General features: G+C 37.9%; 18 protein-coding genes. 8 read left to right on the forward strand and 10 right to left on the reverse strand.

Features of this window, described 5'->3' with window-relative positions:
• Positions 1–52: 52 nt before the first annotated feature.
• Genes modA through BME96_RS18110 form a run of 3 tightly spaced genes read left to right on the forward strand, consistent with a single transcriptional unit; the run spans position 53 to position 2198 of the window.
• The gene (gene modA / locus BME96_RS18100) at positions 53–850 is read left to right on the forward strand and encodes a molybdate ABC transporter substrate-binding protein (protein ID WP_071649825.1); all 798 of its coding nucleotides are present in this window, start codon (positions 53–55) and stop codon (positions 848–850) included.
• 25 nt (positions 851–875) lie between these two features.
• Complete coding sequence (gene modB, locus BME96_RS18105; RefSeq protein ID WP_033353607.1) at positions 876–1556, forward strand: molybdate ABC transporter permease subunit; 681 nt, start codon at positions 876–878, stop codon at positions 1554–1556.
• Between the two features lie 24 nt (positions 1557–1580).
• Positions 1581–2198, forward strand: coding sequence for an ATP-binding cassette domain-containing protein (locus tag BME96_RS18110; RefSeq protein ID WP_060681470.1), 618 nt, complete (start codon positions 1581–1583; stop codon positions 2196–2198).
• Positions 2199–2239: 41 nt separating this feature from the next.
• Here BME96_RS18110 and BME96_RS18115 read toward each other — a convergent pair whose 3' ends face one another.
• The 3 genes from BME96_RS18115 to BME96_RS18125 all read right to left on the reverse strand — a co-directional run bounded on the left by BME96_RS18115 (position 2240) and on the right by BME96_RS18125 (position 4905).
• Positions 2240–2749, reverse strand: a complete 510-nt coding sequence (locus BME96_RS18115) for a helix-turn-helix domain-containing protein (protein ID WP_202395566.1) — start codon at positions 2747–2749, stop codon at positions 2240–2242.
• Positions 2750–3072: 323 nt separating this feature from the next.
• Positions 3073–3978, reverse strand: a complete 906-nt coding sequence (locus tag BME96_RS18120) for a hydroxymethylglutaryl-CoA lyase (RefSeq protein ID WP_019376313.1) — start codon at positions 3976–3978, stop codon at positions 3073–3075.
• Positions 3979–4344: 366 nt separating this feature from the next.
• Positions 4345–4905: an NADPH-dependent FMN reductase gene (locus BME96_RS18125; RefSeq protein ID WP_040956711.1), complete on the reverse strand. Its 561-nt coding sequence runs from the start codon at positions 4903–4905 to the stop codon at positions 4345–4347.
• A gap of 190 nt (positions 4906–5095) precedes the next feature.
• Here BME96_RS18125 and glcT point away from each other — a divergent pair, with 190 nt between their 5' ends.
• The gene (gene glcT / locus BME96_RS18130; RefSeq protein ID WP_040956712.1) at positions 5096–5938 is read left to right on the forward strand and encodes a glucose PTS transporter transcription antiterminator GlcT; all 843 of its coding nucleotides are present in this window, start codon (positions 5096–5098) and stop codon (positions 5936–5938) included.
• 159 nt (positions 5939–6097) lie between these two features.
• Positions 6098–8161, forward strand: a complete 2064-nt coding sequence (ptsG, locus tag BME96_RS18135) for a glucose-specific PTS transporter subunit IIBC (RefSeq protein ID WP_071649826.1) — start codon at positions 6098–6100, stop codon at positions 8159–8161.
• A 208-nt stretch (positions 8162–8369) separates the two neighbouring features.
• On the opposite strand, the gene BME96_RS18140 is transcribed toward ptsG, so the two are convergent.
• The 7 genes from BME96_RS18140 to BME96_RS18170 all read right to left on the reverse strand — a co-directional run bounded on the left by BME96_RS18140 (position 8370) and on the right by BME96_RS18170 (position 13358).
• The gene (locus BME96_RS18140; protein WP_071649827.1) at positions 8370–9590 is read right to left on the reverse strand and encodes an ISL3 family transposase; all 1221 of its coding nucleotides are present in this window, start codon (positions 9588–9590) and stop codon (positions 8370–8372) included.
• 127 nt (positions 9591–9717) lie between these two features.
• Positions 9718–10128 (reverse strand): transcriptional regulator Spx, encoded by a 411-nt coding sequence (gene spx, locus BME96_RS18145; protein WP_019376317.1) that lies wholly within the window; start codon positions 10126–10128, stop codon positions 9718–9720.
• Positions 10129–10203: 75 nt separating this feature from the next.
• Entirely contained in the window at positions 10204–10815 is a 612-nt protein-coding gene (locus BME96_RS18150; protein ID WP_019376318.1) for a TetR/AcrR family transcriptional regulator, read from the reverse strand.
• 93 nt (positions 10816–10908) lie between these two features.
• Positions 10909–11196 carry a hypothetical protein gene (locus BME96_RS18155; protein ID WP_019376319.1) on the reverse strand — a complete coding sequence of 96 codons (288 nt, stop codon included), beginning with the start codon at positions 11194–11196 and terminating at the stop codon, positions 10909–10911.
• A gap of 160 nt (positions 11197–11356) precedes the next feature.
• A complete protein-coding gene (locus tag BME96_RS18160) occupies positions 11357–12157 on the reverse strand; it encodes a FixH family protein (RefSeq protein ID WP_071649828.1) in 801 nt (266 codons plus the stop codon).
• Positions 12158–12173: 16 nt separating this feature from the next.
• Positions 12174–12743 (reverse strand): SCO family protein, encoded by a 570-nt coding sequence (locus BME96_RS18165; protein WP_019376321.1) that lies wholly within the window; start codon positions 12741–12743, stop codon positions 12174–12176.
• Between the two features lie 18 nt (positions 12744–12761).
• Positions 12762–13358, reverse strand: coding sequence for a DeoR family transcriptional regulator (locus tag BME96_RS18170; RefSeq protein ID WP_071649829.1), 597 nt, complete (start codon positions 13356–13358; stop codon positions 12762–12764).
• A 908-nt stretch (positions 13359–14266) separates the two neighbouring features.
• Here BME96_RS18170 and BME96_RS18175 point away from each other — a divergent pair.
• From BME96_RS18175 to BME96_RS18185, 3 genes are read left to right on the forward strand one after another with little or no spacing between them, the layout of a single operon-like run.
• Positions 14267–14911, forward strand: a complete 645-nt coding sequence (locus tag BME96_RS18175; RefSeq protein ID WP_071649830.1) for a hypothetical protein — start codon at positions 14267–14269, stop codon at positions 14909–14911.
• A complete protein-coding gene (locus BME96_RS18180; protein ID WP_019376325.1) occupies positions 14908–15651 on the forward strand; it encodes a cytochrome c biogenesis CcdA family protein in 744 nt (247 codons plus the stop codon). The genes BME96_RS18175 and BME96_RS18180 overlap by 4 nt, the downstream gene beginning before the upstream one ends.
• Before the next feature lie 16 nt (positions 15652–15667).
• Positions 15668–16285, forward strand: coding sequence for a TlpA disulfide reductase family protein (locus BME96_RS18185; protein ID WP_071649831.1), 618 nt, complete (start codon positions 15668–15670; stop codon positions 16283–16285).
• The last annotated feature ends 25 nt before the right edge of the window (positions 16286–16310 follow it).

A 16310-nucleotide genomic window follows, 5' to 3' on the forward strand; every position in this document is an offset into this window, starting at 1 on the left:
GTTATAATTAGACATAATTAGTTGGATTGTGATTTGAACAGGAGGAAGAAAAATGAGAAGGATTAGTCTCTTGCTTCTTATAATATTTTCAATCGTTCTATTAAACGCTTGTGGAAATAGTGATAACTCTTCCTTGGAACAAGAGAAAAATAATAAAAAGGAGAGCGAGTCGCTAACAGTCTCTGCCGCAATTAGTTTAACGGATGCCCTCGATGAAATTAAAGAACTATATGAAAATGATCATGACGTTAACCTCACCTTTAATCTGGGTGGTTCAGGAAAGCTGGCTCAACAAATTCAACACGGAGCACCTGCAGATGTTTTTATTTCAGCAAATCAGGATTGGATGGATAAGCTCGAAAAGGAAAAGTTAATCTTCCCTGATACACGAAAAGATGTAGCAGGAAACAGCCTTGTATTAATTACGCATAAAGATACTGATATAAACTACCATTCTGTTGAAGAAATTTCAGGAAAGGATATCGGGCAAGTTGCCATTGGAAATCCCGATAGCGTGCCGGCCGGTGAATATGCTGAACAAGCATTACAAAAATTGAATAAATGGGAAGAGTTTGAGAGCCAAATGGTTCTTGGCAAGGATGTTAGACAAGTACTTACCTATGTGGAAACTAAAAATGCAGAAATTGGCTTCGTTTATAAAAGTGATGCGCTTACTTCCAGTAAAGTAAAGATACTTACAACATTAGCTCCGGAGACGCATGATCCTATTATTTATCCAATTGCAGTACTTAAAGAAACGAAACATACAGAAGCGGCAAAGTCATTTATCCAATTTATGGAGTCAAAGGAAGCACAACAAATATTGGAAAAGTATGGATTTAAAAAATAATCTCAGGATGATTTTTATGGAAAATATGAATCTTTCACCACTTTGGCTATCTTTTCAAACTGCAGCTCTGGCTACGGTTATTGTTTTTATAGCCGGGGTTTTTCTTGCAAGAGTAATAACTAGAAATACATTCCCAGGAAAAAGTATTCTGGAAGCAATTTTTCTGCTTCCACTTGTTTTACCACCAACTGTAGTCGGTTTTGGTTTATTATTTATTTTTGGTAAAAATGGGCCTCTTGGAATATTGTTATCCAAATGGTTTGATGTACAAATCGTTTTCACCTGGTATGCTGTGCTAATTGCTGCAATCGTTGTAGCCTTTCCCCTCATGTATCAGAGCGCTTCGGCCGCATTTCAGCAATATGATGCCAATTTGGAAAAAGCAGCGTATACCATGGGGGCTTCCAAGTGGCGTGTCTTTTGGACGATCTCCTTCCCCTTGGCTTGGCCTGGCTTGCTTGGTGGCTTGGTCCTCACTTTTGCCCGAGCACTTGGTGAATTTGGAGCTACCCTTATGCTTGCAGGGTATATACCAGGTGTAACAGATACCATTCCACTTGCCATTTACTTTGCAGTTGAATCAGGAAATACAGAAATGGCCACTTTCTGGGTGATCATTATTGTTGCTCTCGGTTTCAGTGCTATTCTATGGTTAAACTGGTGGAGCAAACGAAACATGATGCGTTATTCCCAGCGACCGAAATAAACCGACAGTAAAGGTGGATTTTCCATGTTACATATAAATGTTCATAAAAAGCTATCCCACTTTAAACTGGAAGTAAATTTTTCAGTGGGAAATGAAATAGTTATTCTTTTTGGGGCATCAGGCTCTGGCAAGACAACCATCCTAAATTGTGTCGCAGGACTGATCAAACCGGACGCTGGAGAAATCACCCTTCAAGGTCGTACACTCTATGACACATTTGTTACAGTACCAACACCGAAAAGGAACATCGGTTATCTGTTTCAGGATTATGCACTTTTCCCCCATATGACTGTTTTTAAAAATATTCGTTATGGAGCAAAAAGTGACGTGCTGGCGAAACAGCTAATGAAAGAATTAGCGATCGACCATCTATCAGAACAATATCCTTTATATATTTCCGGCGGAGAAAAACAACGGGTAGCCTTGGCTCGAGCACTTGCAACAGAACCAGAAGCACTTCTATTGGATGAACCTTTTTCCGCCCTGGATGAAGCAACTCGTGCAAACAGCCATGAAGAGCTAATTAGATTACAAAAGCTTTGGGATATTCCAATCATTATGGTCACACACTCAACAGAGGAAGCAAAAAAACTCGGCAACCGCATCCTTCATATAGAAAAGGGCCATTTTATTACAGAATAACACATACAAAAAGCAGCTACCTACAAGGGGCTGCTTTTTTTCTAAGATATAAAAATAGTTAAAACCTTTGCTTCTTTATTTTCAACGGGGACAAATAAATGAGGCTTTGTTCCTTTAAAATATGCAGAATCTCCTGCTTCCATAAAATGCTTCTCCCCATCGTACAATAGATAGATCGAGCCATCCAGAATGTAAATAAACTCTTCCTGTGAATGGGTGTATGGTTCATGCCGCAGATTATCATCTTTAGGGGTAACATGTACTATGGTTGGTTCAATACTGGAAAATTTCGAACGATTAGCCAATAACTCATAAGAGTAACCCATACTTTCATTACCCACCGTGAATTGTCTTTCTGCTTTCGGAAGCATGACAATATCTGTTTCGGGATGGTCATCCAATACCCAGGCAAGCGGAACCTCCAAGGCCTCACTAATTTTTGATAAAGTAGCTACCGCGGAAGAAGTTTGCCCATTTTCTATTTTAGAAAGCATACTTTTAGAAATACCACATTCGTCAGCAATTTGCTGTTGTGTTTTTTTATTACCCAACCGGGCTTCCTTAATTTTTCTACCTATATTATGTAAATCTATTGGGGACCTCCCCTTTCTCTACAGACCTTTCTAGTGATTTAATCATAGAGGAGCATGCCCCATTCGTCAAGGAACGCTGAGAAAAGCGCATGCGTCTGTAAGGAAGACAGACTAAATTCAACCCCTCCGTTTTCTAGATAACTAAAATAAACAGAGCAAAAGCCATCAACAATTGATGGCTTCTAAAATCTATATACCTAGCAATGCCGGTAATCTATCTATTCTCTGCCATAAGGGCATTTACTTGTTTGATTTTTGCATCAGTAAAATGGTAATAATGTTTAAAGTTGAGCAGTTGTATAGGCGAGTGACTTGCTAGGAAGTACCTTTCCCAGTTTGTTTTGAATATATAAAGCCGCTTCCTGGAACTTCTTCTCATCTATACCTGTTTTCACACCTAATCCATGTAATAAATATAATACATCGTTTGTAGCAACATTACCTGCCGCACCAGGCGCATATGGACAACCACCAAGCCCTCCGACAGAGCTATCAAAGCGCGTAATCCCATAATCCATGGAAGTCATAATGTTAGCTATTGCCATCCCCCTTGTATCGTGAAAATGCATAATAACTTTTTCTTTTGGATACCTTTTTAAAATCGGTTCGAGGAGTTGACCTACTTGAGATGGAACAGCTGTACCAATGGTATCTCCAAGTGAAAGATCATCTACACCAAATTCTAAAAGTCGATCACATACTCGAATCACTTCATCGGGGTCTATTCTACCTTCATACGGACAATCAAAAACAGTAGAAACATAGCCTGTAACATGCTTGCCGGCTTTTTTCGCTTCTTCTATGACTTCCTTTAGCACTGGGAAGGTCTCATCAATGGATTTATTAATGTTCTTTTTATTATGTGATTCACTCGCTGACATGAATACAGAAGCTCCATCAATTCCTGCTTCCAAAGCAAGCTCAAGCCCTTTTTGATTTGGTACAAGTGCAGAATATTTCACTCCTGGCTTCCGTTTAATTTTGCGGCCAACTTCATGTGCATCAGATAATGCCGGTACCCATTTCGGATGGACAAATGAGGAGTATTCAATTTCTTTCACTCCTGATTCTGAAAGCATATTAATCCAGTTCACCTTATCTGCAGTGGAAATAATTTTCTTTTCGTTTTGCAAGCCATCACGCGGGCCTACTTCTTTTATTTGTACAAGATCTGGCCATCGTCCCATTTATAATCCTCCTCATATCTCACTATATGATTGCGCTTTCATTAGCGGAGTTTACTTTAATAATTTGCTTTTTATTAATTACTATATTTATATTCACTTCTGTTTCTTATTATTCAACCTTGTTGAATATAGTATATAATAAAAATTCAGACAAAGTCAATTACTTTCGCACGGAGCAGGAAAAACATTGAACTGTATCAATGTAAAATTCTCTTTCAGGACCTTATCTATGAAAAGCTTATTCAACTGCTGCCGATTAAACCTTTCTGCGGCGGATTAGCTCGCTTTACTGCCGATTCCCCTGTCTCTTCACATAAAAAAAGTCTTGAAATCTTTTATAGATTTCAAGACTCTCTAATGTTAGCTTTACCCACGAATTGATTTTAGTGCTGTACTCCAAGCTATAACCTGATCAAGCATTTGGTTAGCATTTGCTGCGTGATATTCTGCCGGTTGGAAGATACTCATATTTTCGAAGTCAGTCATTAAAGAAAAGGTAACAGCGGTGCGAACATCCGCAACCTGTAATTCTCCTAAAATGAGACGAAGATTCTCAATAGCTCTTGCCCCTCCCAAACTACCATAAGAAACGAAGCCTGCAGCTTTATTGTTTAGTTCCGGATTTAGGTGGTCAAGCGCATTTTTAAGAATAGCTGAAGTTGCATGATTATATTCTGGTGTTACAAATACAAAACCATCAAAGGATGCCATTTTATCAGACCATGCTTTTATATATTTATTCGCTTCTTCTTGAGCAAACTTATCCAGCTCAGCACCTAGAAATGGTAATTTGTAGTCTGCTAAATCTACTAATTCATATTTAACCTCATCGTTACGGCTAATAGCAAAATCATATGCCCACTTTCCAACAGCTTCCCCATTACGCCCTTGACGTGTACTTCCAACAATTATCCCTATAGTTAACATATTCTTTTCCTCCCATATATAAATATCTTGAATTCAAGATTATTGATTAATAATTTTATAATAACACCCATATTAATCAAAAGCAATCTATTTATTTTAAATTCAAGATAAAAAATATGTATCTATTATATTCATTGCTTGCAGTTTATTGTGATCATGATATGATGAATTTTTAAGGAGCAGAAGATAAATGAATACATTTTTAATCAAAAAGGTTCTAAATAACAATGTACTTATCGCTTTAGATGAACAACAACATGAAGTTGTGCTCATTGGTAAAGGAATTGGTTTTCAAGCAAAGAAAAATGAAATAATACCCGAATCTTCCATTGAAAAATTGTTTGTATTGCGTAGCGAAAAAGAACAGGAACACTATAAACAGCTCTTGCCTAATATTGATGAGTTCACAATGGATACAATTATTAGCTCTCTTGAGATGATAAGGAAACGAACGAACACACTGGTAAATGAACAGGTATTTGTTGCCCTAACAGATCATATTCTATTTGCCATCACCCGTTTAATGAAAGGCTTGGCAATTCGCAACCCATTTTTAAGTGAAACGAAAACGCTTTATCCCTTTGAATATGAAATCGCTGCAGAAGTAGTTGACTTTATTAATCAATCCCTGGATATTAACCTGCCACCAGGAGAAATTGGCTTTATTACCCTTCATATTCATAGTGCCATAACAGATACACAATTAGCAGACATTAATCGTTACTCTCAGCTTGTAACTGTATTAATTGAAACCATTGAGAGCCAACTCAAAATAAATATAGACAGAGAGGGAATTGATTATATCCGATTGGTAAGGCATCTCAGATATACGATGGAGCGTGTATTAAAGGAGGAGAAGATAACCGAACCGGAGAAGATAGCAAGCCTATTGAAAAAGGAATATCCTACATGTTATAATTTAGCATGGAAGCTTATTAAGATTATGCAACAAACTTTAAAAAAACCTGTGTTTGATGCGGAGGCAGTTTATTTAACGATGCATCTGCAACGATTAACAAATAAATATGAATAATAATAGTCTTACGTGTTACTGACTCGATCAGGCATGAGTAGATGATTTGATGAAAAAAACAGATTTGGGAAAACTATCCCCTATCTGCATTTTGTCAATTCTGCTCATGCCTTTTTTTGTTGCTTAAATAAGCTTATCTATTACTTAGGAGGTTTTACAATGTTTAAGAAAGCTTTTGGCGTTCTGCAAAAAGTGGGTAAAGCACTTATGTTGCCTGTCGCTTTACTACCCGCTGCCGGCCTTCTGCTCGGGCTGGGTAATGCTGCCCAACAGGAGACAATGCTTAATTATCTTCCTTTTCTAGGGGCAGATTGGGTTCAATTACTAGCCACGGTAATGGAAGATGCTGGTGGCGTTATCTTTGGTAATCTTGCACTTATTTTCGCCATTGGTGTTGCTATCGGTCTTGCTGGCGATGGAGCCGCTGGTCTAGCCGCACTTGTAGGTTACTTAGTTTTAAATCAGGTGATGAGTTCCTGGATTGGTGTATCACCTGACATGCTCGAAAATGACCCAGGCTTTGCATCGGTGTTAGGAATACCTACATTACAAACCGGTGTGTTTGGCGGGATTATCGTCGGGTTAATTGCTGCCTTTTGTTACAATAGGTATCATAATATCGAAATGCCTTCATTTCTTGGATTCTTTGCTGGTAAGCGATTCGTTCCGATTGTAACTGCAGCAATGTCCTTTGTTGCAGGATTGATATTACTTATTGTATGGCCACCTGTACAGGATGCGATGAACAGTGCATCTTATTGGCTAATTGAGGAAGGTACTTACCTTGCAGTCTTTTTCTTTGGGTTTATTAAAAGACTGTTAATCCCGTTTGGTTTACATCATATTTTCCACGCACCTTTCTGGTATGAATTTGGTTCTTATACAAATGCAGCAGGTGAGTTAGTTCGTGGAGATATGACCATCTTCTTTGAACAATTAAAAGACGGTGTCGAGATTACTGCCGGTAATTTCATGGCTGGTGAGTTTCCTGTAATGATGTTCGGTCTTCCAGCTGCTGCCTTAGCTATGTATCATACTGCCCGGCCAGAAAAGAAGAAACTGGTTGCAGGCTTGCTTGGTTCTGCAGCATTAACTTCCTTCTTAACCGGAATCACAGAACCAATTGAATTTACATTTATGTTTATATCTCCAGTATTATTCTTTATTCATGCTGTATTAGATGGATTTTCGTTCGTACTAATGACTTGGCTGGATGTAAACGTAGGTTATACGTTCTCTGGTGGTGCCATTGACTTCTTCCTATTCGGAATTCTGCCTGGTAAAGAACCATGGTGGATCACCATCATATTAGGAGTTATTTTTGCTGTCGTGTACTATGTTATTTTCCGTTTCTTTATTCAAAAGTTCAATCTGATGACACCGGGCCGTGAAAAGGCAGATGAAGATACCGATAATACAACAAGTAAAGTAAAAACCGGAGATCTTGCTTTTAATGTACTTGAAGCAATGGGTGGACAGGAAAATATTGCTCATTTAGATGCATGTATTACCAGACTGCGCGTATCAGTTAATTCCATTAGCCAAGTGGATAAAGATCGTCTGAAAAAGCTGGGTGCTGCTGGCGTACTTGAAGTTGGCGACAATATCCAAGCAATTTTCGGACCTCGTTCTGAAACAATAAAAGGTCAAATGCAGGATATTATGGCAGGAAGAACGCCACGTCCAGTAGAAACAGATCAACAGGAAGAAATCAAGCAACAAATTGAAGAGGTTAATCCGGAAAGCATGCAAAATGATGAGACAGCTATTAATGAGTCAATTTCTTCACCATTAAGTGGAGAGCTTGTTCCACTTACAGAAGTACCAGATGATGTTTTTGCAGGTAAAATGATGGGAGACGGGTTTGCAATTGTTCCTGAAGATGGCGAGATTGTTTCACCTGTAAATGGTAAAATCGTGAATCTTTTCCCTACAAAGCATGCAATTGGCATATTATCTGAAGGTGGAAAAGAAATTCTCATCCATGTAGGTATTGATACAGTTAATTTAAAAGGAGAAGGGTTTGAGCCACTTGTTAAAGAAGGCGATGAAGTGAAGCAAGGTCAGCCTTTATTAAAAGCGGACTTAGCATATATTGAAAAACATGCAAAATCAACCATTACTCCAATTGTATTTACAAACCTAAAGGATGGAGAAACAGTTACCATTGAAAGAAACAGATCTGTTTCTGCTAATGAAGAAAATATAATTACTATAAAATAAACAAGGTTATATTGGATTCCATTGAATCGCAAATGTATATACTGCGATTCAATGGAGTTATTGTAAATTGCCGTTTCTAAAAGGTACACTACTAAAATATATTTTGATACGATAGTGTCAAAAATAAAAAGCGAAGCAGTTTATCACTGCCTCGCTTTTATTTTGGTTCTAAGTCAAATGTTGGGGTGAGCGTATGCTCACTCCTTATTTATGCAACACGGATATTCAGGTGTTTATATTGATGATGTAATAACACTCTTGCACGGAAGCGATCAAATCGCTTATAACCAAATGCGTTCCGTTTTAATACTTTTGTTTGATTATTAATCCCCTCAATATAACCATTATGCAGGTTAAAACCAAAACTGTTCATAATTTGTTTTTGCCAATTCTGAAGGGTTTCTATTGCCTTCTCAAACTCTTTTACGCCTGACGTTCTTACCAGTTCGTAAAACTCATATAGATGAGCCTTCGTCGTTTCTAAATCAGTTGTGGCGTTCCATTTGGCAGTCTTAAACCATAATTGGTAGGCTTCTTTTAATTGATAAGCTCTTTCCAAATAAGCTGATTTATCCAAGTAACGTTGTAAATACCAGTGCTGCTTATCTGTTAAATCTTCCGGATGTTTATTAAAAACATGCTTCATTCGTTTACACTTTTTACGATCATAATCATCAAAGGCGTTCTGTTCCTGGCGTCTTACTCTTTCTAAAGCCCAATAAATGTAACGCGTGAAATGAAAACGATCGGCAACTACAATTGGGTTATTTAGGGCCTGGTCTACTGCTGCCTTAAAGGAGGGACTCATGTCCATCACCACAATAGTGACCTTCGCGCCGTGCTTATGCAGGTATTCCTTCACCGTTTCCTTTTTACGGTCCGGGAGAATCTCCAATGGTTTATGATTAATGGGATCCGCAATAATCGTTTGATACTTTTCACCGCCCGCGTCCCCTTTATACTCATCAATGGATATAACTTCCGGCAATTCTCTTGTTTCTTCCAACATGGGCGCGGCAATGGCATCAAATCGGCGCATCACCGTGGTTGGAGACGTATCAAATCGTTGGGCCATATCTTTAAAGTTCTTCCCATGAACCAGTTCCATGGCAAGCGCTTGGCTGAACTCTTTAGAATATCGTTGATAACGCTCTACAAAGGAATTATCCTCATAGAAACGTTTGCCGCAACCTCCCCTACACACATATCTTCTTTTTCGATAAAAAACATGTGCCCGTCTTCCGAATATACGGGTGTGCTGGATCTTCTGTGCCCGATAGTCATGAACACTCGTGGTGTACGTGGCACATTGAGGACACCTGTGGGCTTCTATTTCTTTCTCCACAAATAAGCGATAAACGCCATCTATTTCTTCTGTATGTTGAACCGTAAACTCTTCAAATCCTGGTAAATTAATGGTAGAATTCAATTACACGCATCTCCTTTTTGTTTGGTTGTTTGAACTGCACCCAGTGTAACAAATAAGGAGCTTGCGTGCTTTTTATTTATATTCAGAAGATTATCCTTACCCCAACAAATATTTTAGAGCCTTTATTTTATAGTTCAGCTGGTCTTAAGCTGTTCAAGCGTAATTGCAACCATTCATATTCTCGAGTTTTACGTGGGATAAACTGTCGTATTTCATCGTCATGATACCCCACCTGCATTCGCTTCTCATCCATAATAATCGGACTACGTAACAAACCAGGATGCTTCTGAATAATTGTAATTAATTCTTGTAAAGATAATGCATCAAAATCCAAATCCAATTCCTTATACACTTTGGATCTTGTAGCAATGATTTCATCTGTACCATCTAATGTACGATGTAGAATTGCTTGTAATTCCTGCACTGTTAATGGTTCTTTTAATATATTTCTTTCTACAAAGGTTAGTCCATGATTTGCGAGCCAGTTTTTTGCTTTTCGAGTTGATGAACATGGTGCGCCGTAAACTTTAACAGTCATATTGCATACCCCATTTTCTAATTTAAAATTACCGTGAAATAATTCACATAGTAGCTTACTTTATTTCAAGGCATATCACTTGGATAAACCTCTTTTTAATAAGCTTATTTCAGCAGTATAATTATGTACTGCCTCTTTATACGTTAGATCCTTAGCAAAGGTTTCAATTAAATTACGCAAAGTTACCACGGTTAAAATTTTCATAATATGTGATAGATCACTCTCATGCTCAATATTTAACTTATCCTTATTAATTAAAGATCTCACTTCATCTAAGTGATCTTCCATAACCGTATCTATAAATATCTTTTCGAAGGTGTTCTCAATTTTATGGTTCATATTTAATAACGCGTTTTTAACAAAGTGAAGATTCCCCTTGTTTGTTGCATTACTTATTGTTTGACAATACATCTCTCTCATTGTCTCAAAGATATCACCATTCGTCTGTTTTAAAAAAGTAATAAAATTTATTTGTCTTCTTTTCGCATGCTCTTCCAGCAGAAAAAAATAGGCATCTTCTTTATCCTCAAAATACTGATAAAAACTTCCTCTAGGAACCTTTGCCATTTTAACAATGTTAGCAATTGAGGCTTCAGAAAGTGCAACTCTTGAAAATTCAGCTTCCGCAGCCTCCATTAATACTTTTTTCTTTGACTCTGCCAAATTATAAAAGGTTGGTTTGGGCATTCAATCCCTCCTCAAATGACATCGTGTCATCTTCTGTAATTTAAGTATAAATGACACTGTGTCATAAGTCAACCAAATTCGTTAATAGTTAACTTACCAGCGATTCACATGGTTCTTAAATGCCTGGATAAATAAATAAGGAGGTTGTGCTACCATATAAGTAAATACACCTTTCATTGTATGTAAGTATAATAAACCTCCACTTCCGTTTATTTCTCTAAATGATACATCGTTTACAATCTCTAATGGAAAGGTATGATACTGTGTAACGATTTCCTCTTCATACATGTACATCATTCTTTGATGCTTTATGTGTTGTTGGCCTGCGCTGCTTATAACTCGCTCCACCTTACTATAAGGCTGCCGTGCGATTAAATACATTGATTGATTCCTCCGTAGACATTACACATATCTTACTATTCCCCACTGTATTGTTCAATAAAACGCTGAATATGTAACAAATTTTTAACAAATTTGGCTTTCTTAAAAAATGCTCGCTTAAAAAACGAAAGCAACCGGCTCTCACAACCGGTTGCTTTCGTTATTTTACTTCAATATCATATTCTTTATGCTCATGAAGGTCTTTATCGTCTTCTACATGTATAACTGTAGTGTATGCTCCACTTTCTTTAAACGTATGCTCAGCTGTATATTCGCCAGCCTTATCTTCCTTGGCATCTACCCACATTGTTTTCTCTTTATTTCCATCAGGCACAATCTCATATCTCACTTTTACACCTTTTAATGGTTGGTCATCCTGAGTCAGATGAACAATTAACGGAGTAGTTTCTCCTGCTTTTACATCTTCAGGTTCCTTGAAGTGCATGGAGAACCCATCTGTGTGAGCATGTCCATCACCTTCATGTCCACTATGACTTTCATGTTCTTCCTTGCCATCTTCATTAGCAGCATGATGCATGTCAGACTCCCCATCCCCAACGGTGACTGATTTCTTGGGCATCGTATGCAAATCTCTTGCTGTCACATGTGAGAATATCTCGAACACGGCATTTTTATCAAAGGTGACATTCGCTGTATACGTGCCGTCTTCATTGTTCGTAGCTTCTATCTTTGTGCTATCATCTTCATTGCCCTTTATCCAATACTCGAATTGTACTTCATCTGCATCTTTTACCTTCTCGTCGCCATATGTAACTACAGCTTTTAATTCCACTTCTTCTCCCTTTTCCACAGTTTCAGGCACTTCGAAATTTACATCTAATGATTTTAATTCTTCCTCGTCTGTTTTAGAATTGCTCTGATTTTCTTGATCTTCTCCACATGCAACAAGAAAAATTGCTGATAAAAGCAGGATTGTTCCTACCCAATATAATTTTTTCATGTGTGTACTCCTCCTATTATTGAACCTTTTCTAAATCCTTTACAATTTGATCTAACTGTTTGGAATCTATACCACTGTATTGTTTTATAACTTCTCCATCAGGGTTTACTAGAAAGAAACTTGTTCCATGTGTAACCTGATCTGATTCGGCAGGTGCTTCTTTTACTAAAGAACGGAATGATTTAATGGAAAGCTCTTTGATTGTTTGGAAGTCATAGCCTGTTAAGAATGACCAGTTTTTAAGATCTGCATTATATTTCGTTGCATAATCTTTCAATACTTCCGGAGTATCATTTTCCGGATCAACACTGAAGGATACTAACTGAGCATCAACACCAGCTTCTTTTAGATCTTTTTGCAGTTTTGCCATGTTTGATGTCATTGGCAGACAAACTGTCGTACAATTCGTAAAGACAAAATCAGCTACCCACCATTCGCCTTTTAAGTCATCAAGGCCTAATTTTTCCTTATCCTGTGTTGTAAATTCAAAATCAGCTACCTCTTCTGACATGTTTGTTTCAATCTTTTCTCCACACGCAGTAAGAAAAAGTATAAGTATAAAACCTAACAAACCTAGTTTCTTCATAAAGAATTCTCCTTTTGTTCATATATTTTCTACTTCATTAACACTATGGCAGCAGTCGCCATTCATCTGGTTGTAAATCATTTCAGATACTTCCTGAAATGGAAGTACTCTGCCACCAAAGCCTTTAACAAATTTATCAGCTTCTGTTTTCCTTTCAAAAGGAAGTGCTTGTGGCTGACAGCAGTCCAGTTGTAAACTAGTATCCACCACATACCATGCTACTAATGCACTGATTGTTGTATGTCTGAAAAAGTCCGCACAAATTGCTTGAACCACTTCTTTATCCAGTTGGCGGTGACGGATTAAACCACAATGAGCGCAACACGTTACTTCTATTCGATTATCAGAAGTTATCAATCTGTAAGCCATTCTCTCATTGACCGTTTTACAGCAAATCACACACTTTCCTTCATTCACTTTTTTTTCGTCCGCTTCGGATTGAAGAGATATTCCCCCAAATGTTTTTTCTATAAAGCCATCCTCAATCAGTGGCTTGACATCTCGGTGTATAGTCATTTCCGATACTTGAAGCTCTTTACTTAGCTCAGAAATCTTCATATGTTGATTATCCAAAATCAATTCTCTTATCCGCTTCTGCCGTTCAATTGGCAACATACCAAACCAACCTCCCACCATATAATAATTTCACTCACGAACAAATTCATAAATTTAGATAAATCGAGAACTAACTTTTGGTATTTAAGTTACGTATGAAAAATATATTTGTTGTTGGAAAGCTCACTGAAATATTGAAGAGGTAAGCCCCATTGATTTCCGTTGCATGCGGACGCTTTCACACCTCCGGGTACAAGGGCGACATCTGTTCGTAACCTCACAGTGTCTTCTTTGCCGCCCGGCAGGAGTCGCGGGCCAACAGGACAGGGAAAGCTTCTAAGAGAAACATCGCACGCAGAAAAGCGGGTTTCTTTTTCAAGGACGTTGGTCATGCAATCGTTGCCACAAAGGTCTTCTGTGGGACGAGTTAGCGCAGCCCCAGTCCCAGGACGTGGCGGTCTTAGATTGCCGCATTCCACTCCAATCAATTTGTATTGCGCTTTACTATAAAAATATATTTAAGTGAAAAAATGTACCTCAGCGAAGGAAAAATACGGAGACTTCTGGGGGAGATGAGGCATAGGTGAGACCCCGGAATGCGTTAGCATGAGGAGGCTCATCAGCCGCCCCCGAAAAGCGCAGTGTTTTTCCGTAGCGGTGTTATTTAGCTATTTTGTGTTAGCTGAGAAATAAGTTTCCTCAGTTCGCAGTTTCTTACTATATAAAAAATCATCTATATTATGAGAAATGTTTCTGTTTCTAATAATTAGTAACAATATCAAACAAAGCATAACATAGGAAGAGTTCTTAATCTGTGACATTCTTGTGAATCATAGATAGAAAAGAAAATAATTATGTGTTATTTTCATCAGATTTTCACAATTGCTCGTTATACTGGTAGAGACAGTGTTTACCTGTCATGCTATAGATATCTTAGTACATCAAAGCTCAAATGAAGGAGTAAAAAAATGGCATATACTGCTATCTTAACCAATATTGGAATACTTATATTAAGCATACTCGCCGGGTTGTTCACATTTTATTTAATAAGTGACCTACCAAAAGAAGAAAAAAAGAAGCAGGCAGAGGAAATTACATCACAGATAATTAATTTTATACTATTTATTTGGCTGGGGAAAATCATACTTCATCTCGGAATATTTATTCAGGATCCTCTGGCTGTCCTTGCTTATCCAAGCAATTCCCATGCTCTTTATCTTGGTTTATTATTTACCAGCTTAGCAATTGCTTACAAAAAATATAAACAAAAAATCGAAGTAAGCTCATTTATTCTTTCTTTTGTACCGGTATTTCTTGTAGCTTCTTTTGTATATGAATTCATCGAAGTTGTTTGGAGGGACAATTTTTACCACTGGAAGTACTTAACTTTATTACTAATCTTACTAGGCGCCTATTTAATTTTACATAATCGCCTGTCTAAATGGAAATTGATTTGGGTGACACTGACTGGCTGGATAGCGGGGCAGCTCCTTTTAAGCTATCTCATGCCATATACTACAGCTTTTGGCTATACAATGGCTCCTTGGTTTTTAATCCTATTTTATATAGCTAGTAGTTCACTAATATTTTTTAGAAAGAAGGTATTTAAATGACATCAGCAGCTGATCTAACTATTTGGCTGGCATTTGGCGCAGGGTTGTTATCATTTCTTTCACCATGTACCCTGCCAATTTTTCCAGCATATTTATCCTATATTACTGGGATGAGCGTAAAAGAAATGCAGGACAAACCAAGTATGAAAATCCGAAGTAAACTATTAATTCATTCTGTTTTCTTCCTACTCGGCGTATCGCTCATATTTATAGGTTTGGGTATTGGGGTTTCTTTTCTTGGCCAATGGATTCAGGGCTTACTTGCCGGTCAATCAGGCTTATTTATCCAGCGAATTGCGGGGATTTTCATTATCATTATGGGTTTATTTGTAGCAGGATGGATTAATATTACTTCATTTATGAAGGAAAAGAGATTTCGTTTTACAAATAAACCTGTAGGCTATCTTGGCACGGTTTTCGTAGGAATGGGATTTGCAGCAGGTTGGACGCCTTGCATTGGTCCTATTTTCGCTTCGATACTTGTAGTTGCTGCGAGTAACCCGGGTCAAGGCGGCCTTTATACGCTTATGTATGTCATCGGCTTCGCTGTGCCTTTCTTGGTACTAACTTTCTTCTTGGGATCAACTCGGTGGATTGTTCGGTACAGCGACAAAATTATGAAGGTTGGCGGAATTGTAATGATTCTAATGGGGGTTCTTCTCTTCACTGGACAAATGCCGCGAATTTCCGCTTTCTTACTAAAATTGGTGCAGGATACATGGTTAACGAAACTAGGATAATTGGAGGTATTGGGACATGAAAAAAATAATTATTGGCGTTATTATTACAGCTATGTTTGCATGGGCGGTTTTTGATTTGGTTAGTAATCAGTCAGATGATTCGACTAAGACAGAGAACGAGGAGTTCACTTCTACTGATAGCGGAAATAGTATAACCTCCCCACCAAAGGAAGAGAATCAGGAAAAAGAAGAGCCTGCAGATAGTAATGCAGTGGGTTTGGAGGTAGGTAATATTGCACCCGATTTTGAACTCAACACATTAAATGGTGAAGTTGTTAAACTATCGGACTTTAGAGGACAACGTGTGATGTTAAACTTTTGGGCCACTTGGTGTCCGCCATGCAGAGCAGAAATGCCCGATATGGAGAAATTTCATAAAAATAAAGATGTAAAAATTCTTGCTGTTAATTTAACGGAAACAGAGAGCAGCAGACAAGCTATAGAAGACTTTATCAAGGAATTTGGAGTTAGTTTTACCGTTCCATTAGATGAAAAGACTACCGTTGCAGATCAATACCAAATACAGCCTATTCCAACATCCTACATGATTGATTCTAATGGCCGCATCCAATTTAAAGCGTTAGGCGCAATGAATTACGAGTTTATGGTTCAAGAGTTTGAAAAGATGCAATAACCCTTGGCAAGGTTTAGACTATTAA

Origin of the sequence: Virgibacillus halodenitrificans, from assembly GCF_001878675.1 — a bacterium.
GTDB lineage: Bacteria > Bacillota > Bacilli > Bacillales > Amphibacillaceae > Virgibacillus_Q > Virgibacillus_Q halodenitrificans.